Here is a 15,147-nt window from a genome sequence, read left to right as displayed (position 1 = left end):
GCTGCAGCTGAATGACGGTGCGCCAGTCATGTCATGTCCCGGCATTTTCCGGACTCGAACAATTCCGGACCGGAAATGACGATGCTCTCTCAAGCAGAGCTTAAGAGAGCCTTAACAGAACCCTTAGTGCCGGAACGGCCACAGGGCGCACACAACTCACAACGGGTCTGCAACGTCCGGCACTTGATGCACGCGAATCGTTGACACCAGCTTTGGTCTAGGCCAGTCTCCAGCAATCCGGTCTAAACCACAGTTGGACCGGACCAAGCAACCGGGAGGATGGCGTGAACCGTCGGCTCATAGCGACGTTCGGCGTCGCGGCACTGCTCGCCAGCACAGCGGCCTGCGGGGGCAGCGCCGGCCCCGGCAGCGCGGGCAGCGGTCCGAGCACCACCGACCCGAAGACGCTCACCGGCTCGGTCACCATCTGGCTGATGAACGAGGCCCAGGCGAACTGGCCCGAACTGGTCCAGCAGGTCAATGACGAATTCGCGGCGAAGTACCCGAAGGTCGACCTCAAACTCAGCTACCAGACCTGGGCCGACAAGATCGCCAAGCTGGACGCGGCACTGGCCGGCGGCTCGGCGCCCGACGTGGTCGAACTCGGCAACACCGAGACCATGAAGTACATCCTGAACGGTTCGCTGGCACCGGTCGACAAGGCCGGCTTCGAGAATTCGGACAGCTGGATCCAGGGCCTGGTCAACACCTGCAAGTACCAGGACAAGCTCTACTGCGTGCCGTACTACGCGGGCGCCCGGGTCGGCCTCTACAACGCCGCGGCCTTCCAGGAGGCCACCGGCAGCGCCGAGTTCCCGAAGAACGAGGACGAGCTGCGCGCCGCGCTCGACAAGGTGGCAGCCAAGCACAAGGGCGACAAGAGCTACTCCGCGCTCTACCTCCCGGGCCCGTACTGGTACGCCGCGATGTCCTACGTGACCGCGTACGGCGGCAGCATCGCCCGGTTCGACAGCGCCGGCAAGTGGCACGGCACGCTGCACGACGCCAAGTCCCAGCAGGGCATCCAGCACTTCGTCGACCTGGTGAAGACGTACAACAAGGGTGACCTGGCTGTGAACGAGCTCAACCAGGCCACCGTGCTGGGCCGTTCGAAGACCGCGATGCTCTACGGCAACGGCTGGGAGACCTCCGTCGCCACCGCGCCGGTCGGCGGCGACCCCAAGCTCAAGGACGTCCTCAAAGTGGCCGGTATGCCGGGCCCGAACGGCAAGCCGCTGCCCTCCTTCATCGGCGGCTCCGACCTCGCGGTGACCGCCAAGTCGCAGTCCCAGGAGGCGGCCAAGGACTGGATCCGGATGTTCACCAGCGCAAAGTCGCAGCAGGTGCTGGTCGACAAGGACACCCTGCCGAACAACCTGACCCAGCTCAGCCCGCTGAAGTCCAAGCCCGCCACCGCCGCCGCGGCGAACGCGGTACCCGACGCCTGGTTCACCCCGATCGCCCCCGGCTGGGGCGCGATCGAGAAGCAGAACGTCCTGGTGAACCTGCTGAACGAGATCCTCAAGGGGAAGTCGGTCGACCAGGCCACCCAGGAGGCCGACGCGAAGATCGACGAGTTGATCAACAATCCGTCCTGACGCTCCGTCCACTCCCCGGCGCCGCGGTGCGCCGTCCCGCTCGGACGGCGCACCGCGGGGTGCCCGGGGGCGGCCGCGCTCGTAGCATCACGGATGGAGAGCGACCGTCCCGAGCGGAGGCACCGTCAGATGACCGACCCGCAGAACCCGCCCGCCCCCGGCCGGATCATGGCGGCGGAGATGGCCGAGCAGCCCGCCGTCCTGCGGCGCATCCTCGACCAGGGCGGCCCGAAGATCCGTGAGGTCGCCGCCGGGATCGCCGCCCGCAAGCCGCGCTTCGTGCTGCTGACCGCACGCGGCACCTCGGACAACGCGGCGCTCTACGCCAAGTACCTGATCGAGATCCTGCTCGGCAAGCCGGCCGGTCTCACCTCGATGTCCACCACCACCGCGTACGGGGCCAGGCCCGACCTGACCGACGTGCTGGTGGTCACGGTCAGCCAGTCCGGCGGCTCACCCGACCTGGTGGCCTCGACCAAGGCCGCCCGGGAGGCCGGCGCGACCACCCTGTCGGTCACCAACAACGCCGACTCGCCGCTGGCCGAGGTCTCCGAGTTCCACATCGACCTGCTGGCCGGTCCGGAGAAGGCACTGCCCGCCACCAAGACCTACACCGCCGAGCTGCTCGCCCTCTACCTGCTGGTCGAGGGCCTGCGCGGCGGGGACGGCTCGGCCGCCGAGGTGCTGCCCGAGCTGGCCGAGGAGGTGCTCGGACGGCAGGCCGAGGTCAAGGCGCTGGCCGAGCGGTACCGGTTCGCCCAGCGGCTGGTGCTCACCTCGCGCGGCTACGGCTACCCGACCGCGCGGGAGGCCGCGCTCAAGCTGATGGAGACCACCTACATCCCGGCCTCGCCGTTCTCCGGGGCGGATCTGCTGCACGGGCCGCTGGCGATGGTCGACAACGTCTCGCCGGTGATCGCGGTGGTGCCGGACGGCAAGGGCGGGGAGGCCCTCCAGCCGGTGCTGGACCGGCTGCGGGGGCGCGGTGCGGACCTGGTGGTGATCGGGCAGCAGGAGCAGGTGGACGCCGCCTCCGCGGGCTTCGCGCTGCCGCCCGGGGTTCCCGAGGAGATCCAGCCCGTCCTGGAGATCCTGCCGCTCCAGCAACTCGCCTACGAGGTCGCCATCGCCCGCGGCCAGGACCCGGACGCACCTCGCGCCCTCGCCAAGATCACCGAGACGCACTGATTTCGCGGTCGGGCAAGATGGCACACGCCAGGGGCTCGGGGAACTGCGAGGAGATCTGGCGCCGGGGTCACTGCGAAAGTGCCTGACCATCTACGCAGGTGCAACGCTCCACAGGTCGGCGTCGCAGTTCCCCGAGCCCCTGGTGGTGCATGGCTGAGCGCCTGCAAGAGGCTGAGCGCAGCGGGGAAAGCACTACGGGCCACGGCGCCGACACAGGACCCTCAGCCTGTGCGGCACCGCAGCCCGGAGCTGTCGTCGGGCGCCTCTACCGGCCGTCGGCTGTGCGGGGCCGACGGGGTGTGGGGCGTCCGACCGAGGAGCTGCCTCGCGCGGTCAGGGCAGTTGCGCGGGGGGCGGCTCCTTGGTGCTCTTTCATTGTGGACTAGACCAATCCGGCTTGTCCAGAGAGCTTCCGAGATTGGTCCGGGCCACAGTGGAGAAGCAGTCCGGGGCCTGCTGCGGATACCCTCGCCCTGTGCCCTCGCTGAACGAACTCGTCCGCCGCCACACCACCCTGACCGGTGCCGATGTGGATTGGCTGCACATGCTGGTCTCGGAGTGGCAGCTGCTCTCCGACCTGTCCTTCGCCGACCTGGTGCTGTGGATCCCCACCTGGGACGGCATCCGGTACGTCTCGGTGGCCCAGATGCGGCCCAACACGGGCCCTACGTCGTACCAGGACGACATGGTCGGCCACCTGGTGCCGCGCGGCCGCCGCCCGCTGCTGGACGCCGCTTACGACGAGGGGCGGATCGTCCGGGAGGGTGATCCGGAGTGGCGGGAGGAGGTGCCGGTCCGGGTCGAGTCGATCCCGGTCCGGCGCGAGGGCAAGGTGCTCGGGGTGATCGCCAGGAACACCAACCTGCTCACCGTCCGGACCCCGAGCCGGCTGGAGCTCACGTACCTGCAGAGCGCCTCCGACCTGGCCCAGATGATCGCCGCAGGAACGTTCCCGTACCACGGGGTCGAGCAGACCGACATGGATGCGGCACCCCGGGTCGGCGACGGGCTGATCAGGCTCGACGCGGACGGCGTCGTCACCTACGCCAGCCCGAACGCGCTCTCGGCGTACCACCGGATCGGGCTCAGTACCGATCTGGTGGGCAGTCACCTCGGCCGCACCACCGCCGAGTTGGCGCCCCCGGCGCGGGCCGCGGTGCACGAGGCGCTGGTCAAGCTGGCCAGCGGCTGGGCGCCCCGGCAGACCGAGGTGGAGGCGCAGGGCGGGGTGGTGACCCTGCGGGCGATCCCGCTGAAGCCCAAGGGGGTCCTGACCGGTTCGCTGGTGCTGGCCCGGGACGTCACCGAACTGCGCCGTCGTGACCGTGAGTTGATGACCAAGGACGCGACCATCCGGGAGATCCACCACCGGGTGAAGAACAACCTGCAGACGGTAGCGGCGCTGCTCCGGCTGCAGGCCCGCCGGATGGACTCGGAGACCGGCCGGGCCGCGCTGGACGAGGCGGTCCGCCGGGTCGGCTCGATCGCGATCGTGCACGAGACGCTCTCGCAGACCCTGGACGAGCGGGTCGCCTTCGACGAGATCGCCGACCGGGTGCTGGCGATGGTGATGGAGCTGTCCCAGGACGGCAAGGTCGCCACTCGGCGGACCGGCAGCTTCGGCATCCTGTCGGCCGAGGTGGCCACCCCGCTGGCGATGGTGCTGACCGAGGTGCTGCAGAACGCGCTGGAGCACGCCTTCGGCCCGAAGGACGGCGGAAACGTCGAGGTCAGCGCCCTGCGCGGGCGCGCGCCCGCCACCGGTACGGGCTGGTCGGAGAGCTGGAACGGCGGTGCCAAGCCGGAGGAGTACCTGCTGATCACGGTGCAGGACAACGGCAAGGGCATGCCGGAGGGCTTCGACCCGCAGACGGCGGGCAACCTGGGTCTGCAGATCGTCCGGACCCTGGCCACCAACGAACTCGGCGGTAGCTTCGACATGGTGGCCAACCCCGAGGGCGGCACCAAGGTGGTCCTGGAGATCCCCGTCCCGTAGGCGCGGGAGGAAAGCAACGAGGCCCTGTCGACCGGGGGGGTGGGTCGACAGGGCCTCTCAACCCGTTCCGGCCGTCGGGGGGAGTCGGCCGGAACGGGGGCTCTGTGGTGTTGCTCGACGCTCGCCTCACGTGTTGCACACGGTGAGCGTCACAGCTCCACGGTATTGCTCTCAGTGAACACTATCAAGTGTCCGTGCCGTGGAAGGCTCGGCCGAAAGTGCGGCCAAGCCCTTGATCATGTGTTGATCAGGCGGTGCTGACGGAATGTCAGGCGGTGCGGGCCCGGTTGCGGGCGGCGCGGCGCTTCATCGCACGACGCTCGTCCTCGCTCATGCCGCCCCAGACGCCGGCGTCCTGGCCGGTCTCCAGTGCCCACTGCAGGCACTGCTCCATGACGGGGCAGCGGCGGCACACGGCCTTGGCTTCCTCGATCTGCAGCAGAGCAGGACCGGTGTTCCCGATCGGGAAGAACAGCTCCGGGTCCTCTTCGCGACAGACAGCGCGGTGGCGCCAGTCCATGTTCGTCCAACTCCTCCGGTCGGCGGACTGTGGTCCGGCCGACGCAATCGTGGTGGCTTGTGAATGTGAACGCTTTCACGAATCCCGCAACAGCAAAAGGGACCAAAGGCCCATGAGGCCCGGGTGGTCTGTGCAGAAGTGGGGTTCGGGCGGATCAAGGGAACTGTCGCGGTATGTCCCGCTGCGACGTGTCCCGATCGCCATGTAGAGGTTCGCAAACCTCGGGCTCGGATACAACCCCCTTCGGCTAGGAATTTTTGATTCTTCGGTGTCGCCTAGCTCACAGCCCGTACTTCTATGGGGTGAAGGGGGCTTGTGCGTTCGAGAAGAAGGGTAAGGGGCCCTTCTGGTCACACAATCACACGCAGTGCCCGCCGAACGCCTGTGAAACTGACGCGACTCCTGTCTCCAAGGTGGTCCCCATCGACCTGAAACGGGGCCGGTTCCTGGGAAACCAAGGTGAAGTGCCGGACGTCGTGATAGGAGACGAGGTGCTTCCCGGTAGGGCCGACCGGCCCTGTGGCACTGTCCGCAGGCATGTGCGAACGCAGAATCTGACGCACCGTTCGAGCCGTGCCGAACGCGGTCATTCGAGTGATGCCGAAGATGTCGAGGTCGCTGTCGAAGGACGCGGAGGGGGACGGGAAGACCGGCCGGTTGCCCAGAAAGGTCCACGGCGAGGTGTTGGAGATTATCGCCAGCACCAGTCCCGGCACGGATTCCTGGCCGTTCAGCTCCAGGGTGATGGGGCCGTTTCTGCGGTGCTCACGCTCTGTCACGTAGTGCCGGAGGGCCTGGCTCACGTAGAGCCCGTGGGTGGACTTCCGCCCGGCCCGGCGCTGGGCCTCCACCCGGCCGACCACCCCCGCGTCGAAGCCCAGGCCGGCCGTGAAGGTGAACCAGCGGTCCGGCAGGCCCTCGGTCATCGCCTTGCCCAGGCTGACCGCCCGCTCGCGCCGGTGCTCCAAGGCGTCCAGAAGTGCGCCGGTCGCCTCCACCGGGTCGTTCGGCAGGCCGAGGGTGCGGGCGAACACGTTGGTCGAGCCGCCGGGGACGACGGCCAGCCGGGGCACCCGGTCGGACGGGCCGTGCGTGAGCAGCCCGTTGACGATCTCGTTCACCGTGCCGTCGCCGCCGAGCGAGACCACCAGGTCGAGACCCCGCTCGGCCGCGTCACGGGCCAGGTCACGGGCGTGGCCGCGGTACTCGGTGTGCGCGACTTCCAGGGCCAGGTCACTGCGCAGGGCGTGGGTCAGCACGTCGCGGGTGCGTCCACTCGTGGTGGTCGCCTTCGGGTTCACGACCAGGAGAGCGCGCATGGCGCTCAGCCTACGGGTCGGTGATCCAAGCACGGCGGCTACCCTGCTGGAGTGACCGCAGAATCCATCACCCCAAGCCCTGCCCGGCCCACCGCGCTGCTCGTCGGTGCCGCCATCACCGCGCTGCAGGGCACTGCGCTGGCCGGCTGGGGCCTCTACGACATCGTGGCCGGCTTCCTCTGGGACGCCCCGGCGCAGGGCCGCAGCGAGCTCGGCGGCGTGATCCTGTTGCTGATGGGGGCGCTTCCGATCCTTGCGGGGCGCGCGCTGCTCAAGGCGCGCCGGTGGGGGCGCAGCCCGGCGGTGCTGACCAACTCGATCTGCCTGCCGGTGGCCTACTACATGTGGCAGAACGGCGGCGCGATGCAGGCCGCCGGGGTGGCCGTCGGGCTGCTCGGCCTGGTCGGGATCGGCTCGCTGCTGACCCCGAAGGTGACCGAGGCGCTCTACGGGACCACCGCCGACTAGCTGGCGGAGACAGCACGGCCCGGTCCGGATACCCCGTCGAAGCGGGGCGCCCGGACCGGGCCGTGGTCGTTCCTACTCCTCGACCAGCAGCTTCTCCCGGAGCTGGGCCAGCGTCCGGGCCAGCAGCCGGGAGACGTGCATCTGGGAGATGCCCACCTCGGCCGCGATCTGCGACTGGGTCATGTTCCGGAAGAACCGGAGCACCAGGATCTTCTGCTCCCGGGGCGGGAGTTGGGCCAGCAGCGGCTTCAGCGACTCCCGGTACTCGACGCCCTCCAGCGCCAGGTCGGTGGAGCCAAGGGTGTCCGCGACGGCGGGCGACTCGTCGTCGCTGTCCGGGACGTCCAGGGAGAGGGTGGAGTAGGCGTTGGCCGACTCCAGGCCCTCCAGCACGTCCTCCTCGGAGATGCCGAGATGCTCGGCCAGCTCGTGCACGGTGGGGGAGCGGCCGTGCCGCTGGGAGAGCTCGCTGGTCGCCGTGGTGAGCGAGAGCCGCAGTTCCTGGAGGCGGCGGGGCACCCGGACCGCCCAGCCCTTGTCCCGGAAGTGCCGCTTGATCTCACCGACGATGGTCGGGGTCGCGTAGGTGGAGAACTCGACCCCGCGCTCGTGGTCGAAGCGGTCCACCGACTTGATCAGGCCGATGGTGGCGACCTGGGTCAGGTCGTCCAGCGGCTCACCACGGTTGCGGAACCGCCGGGCCAGGTGCTCGACCAGCGGGATGTGCATCCGGACCAGCTGGTTGCGCAGCTCGACCCGCTCGGGCGAACCCTCCGGCAGCCCGGCCAGCTTGACGAACAGCGCCCGCGCGGCCTCCCGGTCCGGCGCGCCTGAGCGGTGCACCTGGACGGGGACCGCGGGGCGCACCTCCTCGGCACCGGCCGCAGCCGGCTGCTGCTCCGGAGTCGGCGACGGATCGGTCGGCGGATCGGTCGGCTGGCTCATCCGATGGGTGTCCTTCGGGTGCACGTCGGCGGTGTCGGTTCGGGCAAGGTGCGGGGAGGTGACGCCCGCCTGGGGCGGCAGCGTCACGTCGGCGGTGGCGGCCGGGCTTCCGGCAACGCCTGTGCGGTCGAGATCACTCACGGCGGTCACCCGTTCCGTTCCGGGAGCACTTCACATGGGGTGTACCGCGGTGCGGTACGGGGGAGCCGTACGCGCGGCACGTGAGGTGCCGGGCGTACGGCTGCGCGGGTGGGTCTCACACCGACGGCTGTCACACCGGTGCCGGTGCTCCGCCGCGCTTCTTGTGCAGACTGATGGTCACCGTGTTGTCGGCACCCACCGAGGACTCCACCTCGCCGGCCAGTGCGGAGAGCACCGTCCAGGCGAAGGTGTCCCGCTCGGGTGCCCGGCCGTCCGTGGTGGGGGCCGCGACGGTGACCCGCAGCGAGTCGCCCACCAGCCGGAACTCGCAGGTCAGTACGGAGCCCGGGACCGCCTGCTGGAGCAGGATGGCGCAGGCCTCGTCCACCGCGATCCGAAGGTCCTCGATCTCGTCCAGGGTGAAGTCCAACCGGGCCGCGAGACCGGCGGTCGCCGTTCGCAGTACCGAGAGGTACGCCCCTGCCGCGGGCAGCCGGACTTCGACGAAGTCCTTCACGCCGGGATCGCCGTCGATCTGGGACACCCTCACCTCCTGGGTGACGCAAGGTGCTTGCGGCTCGAAAGCCGCGGCACTTCCTGTTGCTCGGTTCAACTGCTTCGCCCCAACTGTCCAGAGGGGTGGTGCGGTACGTACCGGTCATACCCATACCGGAGAGGTCGGAACGCCGCGCATCCGCCCGTGACGTTACCGCTATCGACCGACGCTTGTCGCGATCCAGGACCGTCGTCACGGGAACGAGCTAACCTGTTCGAACTCCGGTGGGCGGTGCGCTACTCGGAGCCGAGCGCGGTCAGGGCCGCGTCGGTCAGCCGGTAGACCGACCAGCCGTCCATCGGGACGGCGCCGAGCGAGCGGTAGAAACCGATCGAAGGCTCGTTCCAGTCCAGCACCGACCACTCCAGTCTGGAGTAGCCGTTGCGCACGCAGACCCTGGCCAGCTCGGTCAGCAGCGCCTTGCCGTGGCCGCCGCCGCGCGCGCTCGGGCGGACGTACAGGTCCTCCAGGTAGACCCCGTGGGTGCCGCGCCAGGTGGAGAAGTTCCGGAACCAGAGCGCGAAGCCGACCGCCTCGCCGCTCTCGTCGTCCTCGGCGATCAGACCGAAGACGGCCGGGTTAGCCCCGAACAGCACCTCGTTCAGCTGTTCCAGAGTGGCCACGGCCTCCTGCGGGGCCTTCTCGTAGTCCGCGAGCTCGCGGATCAGGTCGAGGATCAGGGGGACGTCGCTGGCTTCGGCGGTGCGGATCATACGGCGAGCCTACTCGGGCGCCCCGTCGAACCGGCGGGGAAGCACGCGTGCCCGGCCGCTCGGGGAGCGGCCGGGCACAGGAGCGTGGGCTCCGGGATCAGGCAGCGGCCTTCTTGGTCTCCCAGAAGATGCTGTCGATCTCGGCGATCAGGTCGAGCAGCGCCTGGCCGGAAGCCGGGTCGGTGGACGCCTTGGCGGCCGAGGCGGCCTTGCCCGCGTTGTTGAACAGCACGTGCAGCTGCGGGTACTTCTCGAAGTGCGGGGCCTTGAAGTAGTCGGTGTGCAGCACCGAGAGGTGGTGCTTGACCAGCTCGGCCCGCTCCTCCTTGATGACGATGGCCCGGGCCCGGAAGACCGGGTCCTCGTTGGCCTGGTACTTCTCCTGAGTGGCCTTCACCGACTCGGCCTCGATGCGGGCCTGGGCCGGGTCGTACACGCCGCAGGGCAGGTCGCAGTGAGCGTGCGCGGTGACGCGCGAAGCAAACAGACGCATTGGGAGTCCTTCCTTAGATCGTCTTCCCGCGCCTGAGATTACCCTCAGAGAGTTGGTTTGGGTGTGCGGAGGGGGGAGTCGGGGTGACGGGGCGACAGCAGGGCGGTGGGCTGCTGCCGTTCGGGGTGGTCACGGTGGCCGGGCCCTCGATGCGGCCGAGGCTGCGCGACGGCGATCGGGTGCTGGTCCGGTACGGGGGGCGGCTGCGGCCGGAGGCGGTGGCGCTGTTCCGGCATCCCCGCCGGCCGGAGCTGCTGGTGCTCAAGCGGGCGGCCGAGCGGCGTCCGGCCGGGTGGTGGATGCTCTCCGACAACCAGGGTGTGCGCAGCGACAGCCGCGAGTACGGGCCGGTGGCCGAGGAGTTGGTGCTCGGTCAGGTCGTGTGCAGACTGTGGCCCCGGCAGGGGCGGCTCGGCCCGTACCGCCCGATCGACCTGGAGCTGTGACGGTCGGTCAGCCGGGTCAGCCGGGTCAGCCGGGTCAGCCGGGTCAGGCCGCGGCAGCCGCCCGGCGGGCCTCCTCGCGCTTGCGGGCGCGGTAGGCCGCGACGTTGGCGCGGGTGGCACAGCGGTCGGAGCAGTAGCGGCGGGAGCGGTTGGTGGAGGTGTCCAGGTAGGCGTTCCGGCAGGGGGCGGCCTGGCAGATGCCGAGCCGGTCGGCGCCCAGCTCGGTGAGGTGGATGGCCAGGCCCATGCAGGCGACCGCGGTGAAGTTGGCGGCGGCGGTGGGGGCGTTGTCGGCCAGGTGCAGGTGCCAGCGCGGCCGGCCGGCGTCGTCCAGGTAGTCGTGCCCGGAGACCAGCGGGCTGACCGGGTACTCGATCATCAGGCTGTTCAGCAGGTCGACGCCACGGACCTCGTCGCCCTCGGCGGCGGCCTCGAACACGCCGCGCAGCCTGGTCCTGACCGCCCGCAGTCGGGGCAGGTCGGCCTCGTCGGCCAGCCCGGCGGCCCGGCCCGAGGGCCCGAACAGCGCCCGCACCGCCTCGACCGAGGTGAGCGAGTCGGTGCCTCGCTCGGGCTCCTCGCTGTTCACCAGCCGAACGGCGAAGTTGGCGTATGCGGCGAGCTCCACGGGGGTCCTTCCAGGGGCGTAACGGGTGAGCTGCCCCCAGGGTATTACCTTCGGCGGAAACGCGGCAGGCGCCCGTGCGATCCGGGGATCGTACGGGCGCCTGCGCGGTGAAGCGCGGGGGTCAGAGCACCTTGGAGAGGAAGGCCCTGGTCCGCTCGTGCTGCGGGTTGGTGAGCACCTCGCGCGGGTGGCCGGACTCGACCACCACGCCGCCGTCCATGAAGACCAGCGCGTCACCGACCTCGCGGGCGAAGCCCATCTCGTGGGTGACCACGATCATCGTCATGCCCTCCCGGGCCAGGTCGCGCATGACGTCGAGGACGTCACCGACCAGCTCCGGGTCGAGTGCCGAGGTGGGCTCGTCGAAGAGCATCAGCTTGGGCTTCATGGCGAGCGCCCGGGCGATCGCCACCCGCTGCTGCTGGCCGCCGGAGAGCTGCGAGGGGTAGCTGTCGGCCTTGTCGGCCAGCCCCACCCGCTCCAGCAGGGCCATACCGCGCTGCTTGGCCTCGGCCCGGCTCTCGCCCTTGACCTGGACCGGCGCCTCGACGATGTTCTGCAGCGCGGTCATGTGCGGGAAGAGGTTGAAGCGCTGGAACACCATGCCGATGTCCTGGCGCTTGACCGCGACCTCACGGTCCTTCAGCTCGTAGAGCCGGTCGCCCTTCTGGCGGTAGCCGACGAGTTCGCCGTCCACCGACAGGAAGCCACCGTTGATCTTCTCCAGGTGGTTGATGCAGCGCAGGAAGGTGGACTTGCCCGAGCCGGACGGACCGATCAGGCAGAACACCTCGCCCTGCCTGACCTCCAGGTCGATGCCCTTGAGCACCTCGACCTGCCCGTACGACTTCCGGACGCCCTCGGCCTTGACCATCGGGTGGCCGGGCCGGTCCTGCTTGGTCAGCTCGGTCATGAGAAGTTACCTCCGCCGTGCACCCCGGGGTTGACCACCGGCGGGGCCGGCGGGGTGTGCCGACCCTGGAACAGTGCCCTGATCCGCTGGATCGGGGTCGGCGGCAGGGCCCGGTTGCTGCCCCGCGCGTAGTACCGCTCGACGTAGTACTGACCGATGGTCAGCACCGAGGTCAGGAAGAGGTACCAGAGGCTGACGGTGATCAGCAGCGGGATGGTCTCGAAGGTCCGCGAGTAGATGTTCTGGCCGGCCCGGAAGAGCTCCTCCAGCGCGATCACCGAGACCAGCGAGGTGGTCTTGAGCATCGAGATGGTCTCGTTGCCGGTCGGCGGGATGATCACCCGCATCGCCTGCGGCAGCACGATCCGGCGCATGGTGGTGAACCGGCTCATACCCAGCGCGTGCGAGGCCTCGGACTGGCCCTCGTCCACCGACTGGATGCCGCCGCGGACGATCTCCGCCATGTAGGCGGCCTCGTTCAGGCCGAGCCCGAGCAGGGCCGCGGTGAAGACCGGGATCAGCGTGTTGGTCGACTCGGACCAGAACTCCGGGCCGAACGGGATGCCGATCGACAGCGTCGGCCAGAGCGCGCCGAGGAAGTTCCAGAACACCAGCTGGACCAGGACCGGGGTGCCCCGGAAGATCCAGATGTAGAGCCATGCGGTGCCGGAGAGCAGCGGGTTGGGCGAGAGCCGCATGACGGCCAGCAGCACCCCGCCGACCAGGCCCATCACCATCGAGAGCGCGGTCAGCTCCAGCGTCACGACCAGGCCGTGCGTGATGCTGGAGTCGAAGAGGTACTTGCCGACGACATCCCATTGGAATGCCTTGTTGTAGAACAGGGCGTGGAGCAGCATCGCCAGCAGTACCGCGATGACGACTGCTCCGGCCCAGCGTCCGGGGTGGCGGACCGGCACGGCCTTGATGTTCTCGGGCCGGGCCGGCTGCTCCACCACCCCTTGGTCGGGAGAATTCACAGGGGACCTTCGGTGGGTGAGGTCAGACGACAGGTCAGCTGGTGGCGCCGTTGGTCACGGCCTTGTCGATCGCACCGGCCTCGACGCCCCACTTCGTCAGGATCGCCTTGTAGGTACCGTCCGCGATCAGCGCCTGGATCGCGCCCTGCACGGCCTTGGTCAGCTCGGAACCCTTTGCCACCACGACGCCGTACGGCGCGCTGTCGGTGGTGCCGCCGAGCTTCTCCAGCTGGCCGTTGGTCTGCTTGATCGCGTAGTCGATGACCGGCGAGTCGGCCATCATGACCTGGTCGCGGCCGGAGACCAGCGCGGTGGTCACGTCGGTCTGCAGGTCGAACTTGTCGCCGTCGTTCGGGACGGCGGGCTTGCCGGCCTTGGCGCAGGCCGGGTTGATGACGTCCTTGATCGCGTCGGCCTGGGTGGTGCCGGTCTGCACGGCGATCTTCTTGCCGCACAGGTCGTCGGCGCTGACCTTCTCCGGGTTGCCCTTCTTCACGGCGGACGAGGTGCCCGCGGTGAAGTAGGTGACCATGTCGACGGTCTGCTCGCGCTCCTTGGTGTCCGTGAAGGAGCTCATGCCGAGCTGGAACTTCTTCGCGGTGATGCCCGGGATGATCGCGGTGAACGGGGAGTTCTGGACGTCGGCGGTCAGGCCGAGCTTCTGCGCGATGGCGTTGGCCAGGTCGACGTCCATGCCGACGATGTTGCCCTTGTCGTCCTTGAACTCGTTCGGCGCGTAGGAGGCGTCGGCCCCGACCACCAGCTTGCCGGAGGACTTCACGTCGGCCGGGACGAGCGCGGCCAGCGAGGCGTCGGCGGTGACGGCCTTGACGGATGCACTCGGGGTCGCGGCGCCGCTCGGCGAGGAGCTGGTGCTGCTGCCGCAGGCGGTGAGCAGCAGCGAACCGGTCGCGAGGACGGCACCGGCGGCGAAGAGGCGGGTACGCGGGTTACGGACGGTCATGGGGGGAGTCTCCTCCTGTGGGAGAGGCTGGGCGGAGCGCGCCGCGGGGGCGGCGTACGGGTGCCGGGGCTTGTCGCCACCCTCCGCCGAGGTGGGCTGAAGCGATCCGAGTTGGTGGGAATCCTGCCATCAGGGGTCAGGGATCGGGTCACTATTCAGATCAAAATCGGATAACGAGGGGCCGGAGTGTCCGCTATCCGGACTAATTCCGTTCCCCTGTCACTCCGCGTATAAGTATGCAGACCAGAGGGCCGTAGGCGGTCAGAACCCGCCGTTGGCGACCGCGTTCTGCACGGCGCCGTCCGTGACGTTCCACTTCGCCAGGATCTTGTCGTACTCGCCGCTGCGGATGATCCGGTTGAGCGCCTTCAGCAGGACGTCCCGCAGGGCGGTGCTCTCCTTGGTCAGCGCGATCCCGTACGGGCCGGGCTGCAGTTGGGCGCCGGCGATCTGGAAGGTCTTGCCGCCGTCCCGCTGCTGCGCCACGTAGGCGGCCACCGGGTAGTCGTTCAGGTCGGCGTCCGCCCGGCCGGCGGCCAGCTCGGCGAGGGCCAGGTCGTCGTTCTCGAAGAGCTTCACCTTGAGCGGCTTGCCGGCCTTGGTGCAGGCGACGGTCTGCCGGTCGATCACGGTCGCCTGGGTGGTGCCGCGCTGCAGGGCGACGGTGTGCCCGCACAGGTCGTCCAGGCCGGCGATCGCCTTCGGGTTGCCCTTGCGCACCAGGATCGAGGTCCCGGCGATGAAGTAGTCGGCGAAGTCCAGGCCGGGCCCGGCCGGGCCGTCCGCGTCGTCGGTGCCCTCGCGGCGCTGACGGTTGTCGCTCATCGCGGACATCACCACGTCGTACTGCTTCGCGTGCAGGCCGGGGATCAGCTTGTCGAAGGCGGTGTCGATGAACTCGACCCGCAGACCGAGCTCCCGGCCGACCGCCTCGGCGATCTCCGGGTCGAGGCCGACCGCCTGCTGGTCGGGTCCCTTGAACTCGACCGGTGCGTAGTTCAGGTCGGAGCCGATTCGGAGCACACCGGCGGCCTTCACCCCGGCCGGGACCAGCGTGCTCAGGTCATCGGTGGAGTGCTTCTGCTCCGGCTTGCCGCCGCACGCGGTGAGCAGCAGGGCCCCCGCCGCCACGGCCGCTCCGCAGCGGCCGATCTGACGAGGTATGAGGGTGGTTCGCTGCATGGTGGAGCTCCTCCTGTGGGAGAGGGTGGTGCCCGGGCCACCGAGCCGAGCGCGGGTCTGCGACGGACCGGAGGGGTCGCGCTCACGTGGTGCGCGGACG

16 protein-coding genes are annotated in these 15,147 nt (G+C 69.4%); 5 read left to right on the top strand and 11 right to left on the bottom strand.

Annotated features, from left to right (window positions below; genetic code table 11):
* The first annotated feature begins 284 nt into the window (after positions 1-284).
* From ASC99_RS00705 to ASC99_RS00695, 3 genes are all read left to right on the top strand, one after another.
* Positions 285-1,598: an extracellular solute-binding protein gene (locus ASC99_RS00705; protein WP_057226993.1), complete on the top strand. Its 1,314-nt coding sequence runs from the start codon at positions 285-287 to the stop codon at positions 1,596-1,598.
* A gap of 129 nt (positions 1,599-1,727) precedes the next feature.
* Positions 1,728-2,786, top strand: coding sequence for an SIS domain-containing protein (locus tag ASC99_RS00700; RefSeq protein ID WP_057226992.1), 1,059 nt, complete (start codon positions 1,728-1,730; stop codon positions 2,784-2,786).
* A gap of 475 nt (positions 2,787-3,261) precedes the next feature.
* Entirely contained in the window at positions 3,262-4,782 is a 1,521-nt protein-coding gene (locus tag ASC99_RS00695) for a sensor histidine kinase (protein WP_235502754.1), read from the top strand.
* A 268-nt stretch (positions 4,783-5,050) separates the two neighbouring features.
* Here ASC99_RS00695 and ASC99_RS00690 read toward each other — a convergent pair whose 3' ends face one another.
* Both ASC99_RS00690 and ASC99_RS00685 read right to left on the bottom strand, forming a co-directional pair.
* Positions 5,051-5,302 carry a WhiB family transcriptional regulator gene (locus ASC99_RS00690; protein WP_014138019.1) on the bottom strand — a complete coding sequence of 84 codons (252 nt, stop codon included), beginning with the start codon at positions 5,300-5,302 and terminating at the stop codon, positions 5,051-5,053.
* A 350-nt stretch (positions 5,303-5,652) separates the two neighbouring features.
* The gene (locus tag ASC99_RS00685; RefSeq protein WP_057226990.1) at positions 5,653-6,621 is read right to left on the bottom strand and encodes a diacylglycerol kinase family protein; all 969 of its coding nucleotides are present in this window, start codon (positions 6,619-6,621) and stop codon (positions 5,653-5,655) included.
* Positions 6,622-6,672: 51 nt separating this feature from the next.
* On the opposite strand from ASC99_RS00685, the gene ASC99_RS00680 reads away from it, so the two are divergent.
* A complete protein-coding gene (locus ASC99_RS00680) occupies positions 6,673-7,089 on the top strand; it encodes a hypothetical protein (RefSeq protein ID WP_057226989.1) in 417 nt (138 codons plus the stop codon).
* Positions 7,090-7,161: 72 nt separating this feature from the next.
* Here ASC99_RS00680 and ASC99_RS00675 read toward each other — a convergent pair whose 3' ends face one another.
* The 4 genes from ASC99_RS00675 to sodN form a co-directional block, all read right to left on the bottom strand.
* A complete protein-coding gene (locus tag ASC99_RS00675; RefSeq protein WP_063856958.1) occupies positions 7,162-8,034 on the bottom strand; it encodes an RNA polymerase sigma factor SigF in 873 nt (290 codons plus the stop codon).
* A 271-nt stretch (positions 8,035-8,305) separates the two neighbouring features.
* A complete protein-coding gene (locus ASC99_RS00670; RefSeq protein ID WP_057226987.1) occupies positions 8,306-8,719 on the bottom strand; it encodes an anti-sigma regulatory factor in 414 nt (137 codons plus the stop codon).
* 248 nt (positions 8,720-8,967) lie between these two features.
* Entirely contained in the window at positions 8,968-9,444 is a 477-nt protein-coding gene (locus ASC99_RS00665) for a GNAT family N-acetyltransferase (protein ID WP_057226986.1), read from the bottom strand.
* 97 nt (positions 9,445-9,541) lie between these two features.
* A complete protein-coding gene (sodN, locus tag ASC99_RS00660; protein WP_057226984.1) occupies positions 9,542-9,937 on the bottom strand; it encodes a superoxide dismutase, Ni in 396 nt (131 codons plus the stop codon).
* An 83-nt stretch (positions 9,938-10,020) separates the two neighbouring features.
* Between sodN and sodX the strand changes: the two genes are divergently transcribed.
* Positions 10,021-10,383, top strand: coding sequence for a nickel-type superoxide dismutase maturation protease (gene sodX, locus ASC99_RS00655; protein WP_063856946.1), 363 nt, complete (start codon positions 10,021-10,023; stop codon positions 10,381-10,383).
* Between the two features lie 43 nt (positions 10,384-10,426).
* Here the strand turns inward: sodX and ASC99_RS00650 are convergent, their stop codons facing one another.
* From ASC99_RS00650 to ASC99_RS00630, 5 genes are all read right to left on the bottom strand, one after another.
* Positions 10,427-11,011 (bottom strand): CGNR zinc finger domain-containing protein, encoded by a 585-nt coding sequence (locus tag ASC99_RS00650; protein ID WP_057226982.1) that lies wholly within the window; start codon positions 11,009-11,011, stop codon positions 10,427-10,429.
* 121 nt (positions 11,012-11,132) lie between these two features.
* Complete coding sequence (locus tag ASC99_RS00645; RefSeq protein WP_057227943.1) at positions 11,133-11,885, bottom strand: amino acid ABC transporter ATP-binding protein; 753 nt, start codon at positions 11,883-11,885, stop codon at positions 11,133-11,135.
* Positions 11,886-11,920: 35 nt separating this feature from the next.
* Entirely contained in the window at positions 11,921-12,901 is a 981-nt protein-coding gene (locus ASC99_RS00640; protein WP_057226980.1) for an amino acid ABC transporter permease, read from the bottom strand.
* A gap of 34 nt (positions 12,902-12,935) precedes the next feature.
* Entirely contained in the window at positions 12,936-13,865 is a 930-nt protein-coding gene (locus tag ASC99_RS00635; RefSeq protein ID WP_057226978.1) for an ABC transporter substrate-binding protein, read from the bottom strand.
* 261 nt (positions 13,866-14,126) lie between these two features.
* Positions 14,127-15,047, bottom strand: a complete 921-nt coding sequence (locus ASC99_RS00630) for an ABC transporter substrate-binding protein (RefSeq protein WP_057226976.1) — start codon at positions 15,045-15,047, stop codon at positions 14,127-14,129.
* Positions 15,048-15,147: the final 100 nt, after the last annotated feature.

The sequence above is a fragment of the Kitasatospora sp. Root107 genome (assembly GCF_001424875.1).
In the GTDB taxonomy this organism is placed as follows: Bacteria; Actinomycetota; Actinomycetes; order Streptomycetales; family Streptomycetaceae; genus Kitasatospora.
Note: the sequence above shows the minus strand (reverse complement) of the source record. Positions and strands in the feature narration are given on the sequence as shown.

Excerpts from the sequence above, each read along its gene's own strand:
- ASC99_RS00665 (WP_057226986.1), bottom strand. The coding sequence starts at position 9,444 with ATGATCCGCACCGCCGAAGCCAGCGACGTCCCCCTGATCCTCGACCTG.
- ASC99_RS00635 (WP_057226978.1), bottom strand. The coding sequence starts at position 13,865 with ATGACCGTCCGTAACCCGCGTACCCGCCTCTTCGCCGCCGGTGCCGTC.
- ASC99_RS00645 (WP_057227943.1), bottom strand. The coding sequence starts at position 11,885 with ATGGTCAAGGCCGAGGGCGTCCGGAAGTCGTACGGGCAGGTCGAGGTG.
- ASC99_RS00690 (WP_014138019.1), bottom strand. The coding sequence starts at position 5,302 with ATGGACTGGCGCCACCGCGCTGTCTGTCGCGAAGAGGACCCGGAGCTG.
- ASC99_RS00675 (WP_063856958.1), bottom strand. The coding sequence starts at position 8,034 with ATGAGCCAGCCGACCGATCCGCCGACCGATCCGTCGCCGACTCCGGAG.
- ASC99_RS00700 (WP_057226992.1), top strand. The coding sequence starts at position 1,728 with ATGACCGACCCGCAGAACCCGCCCGCCCCCGGCCGGATCATGGCGGCG.
- ASC99_RS00630 (WP_057226976.1), bottom strand. The coding sequence starts at position 15,047 with ATGCAGCGAACCACCCTCATACCTCGTCAGATCGGCCGCTGCGGAGCG.
- sodN (WP_057226984.1), bottom strand. The coding sequence starts at position 9,937 with ATGCGTCTGTTTGCTTCGCGCGTCACCGCGCACGCTCACTGCGACCTG.
- ASC99_RS00685 (WP_057226990.1), bottom strand. The coding sequence starts at position 6,621 with ATGCGCGCTCTCCTGGTCGTGAACCCGAAGGCGACCACCACGAGTGGA.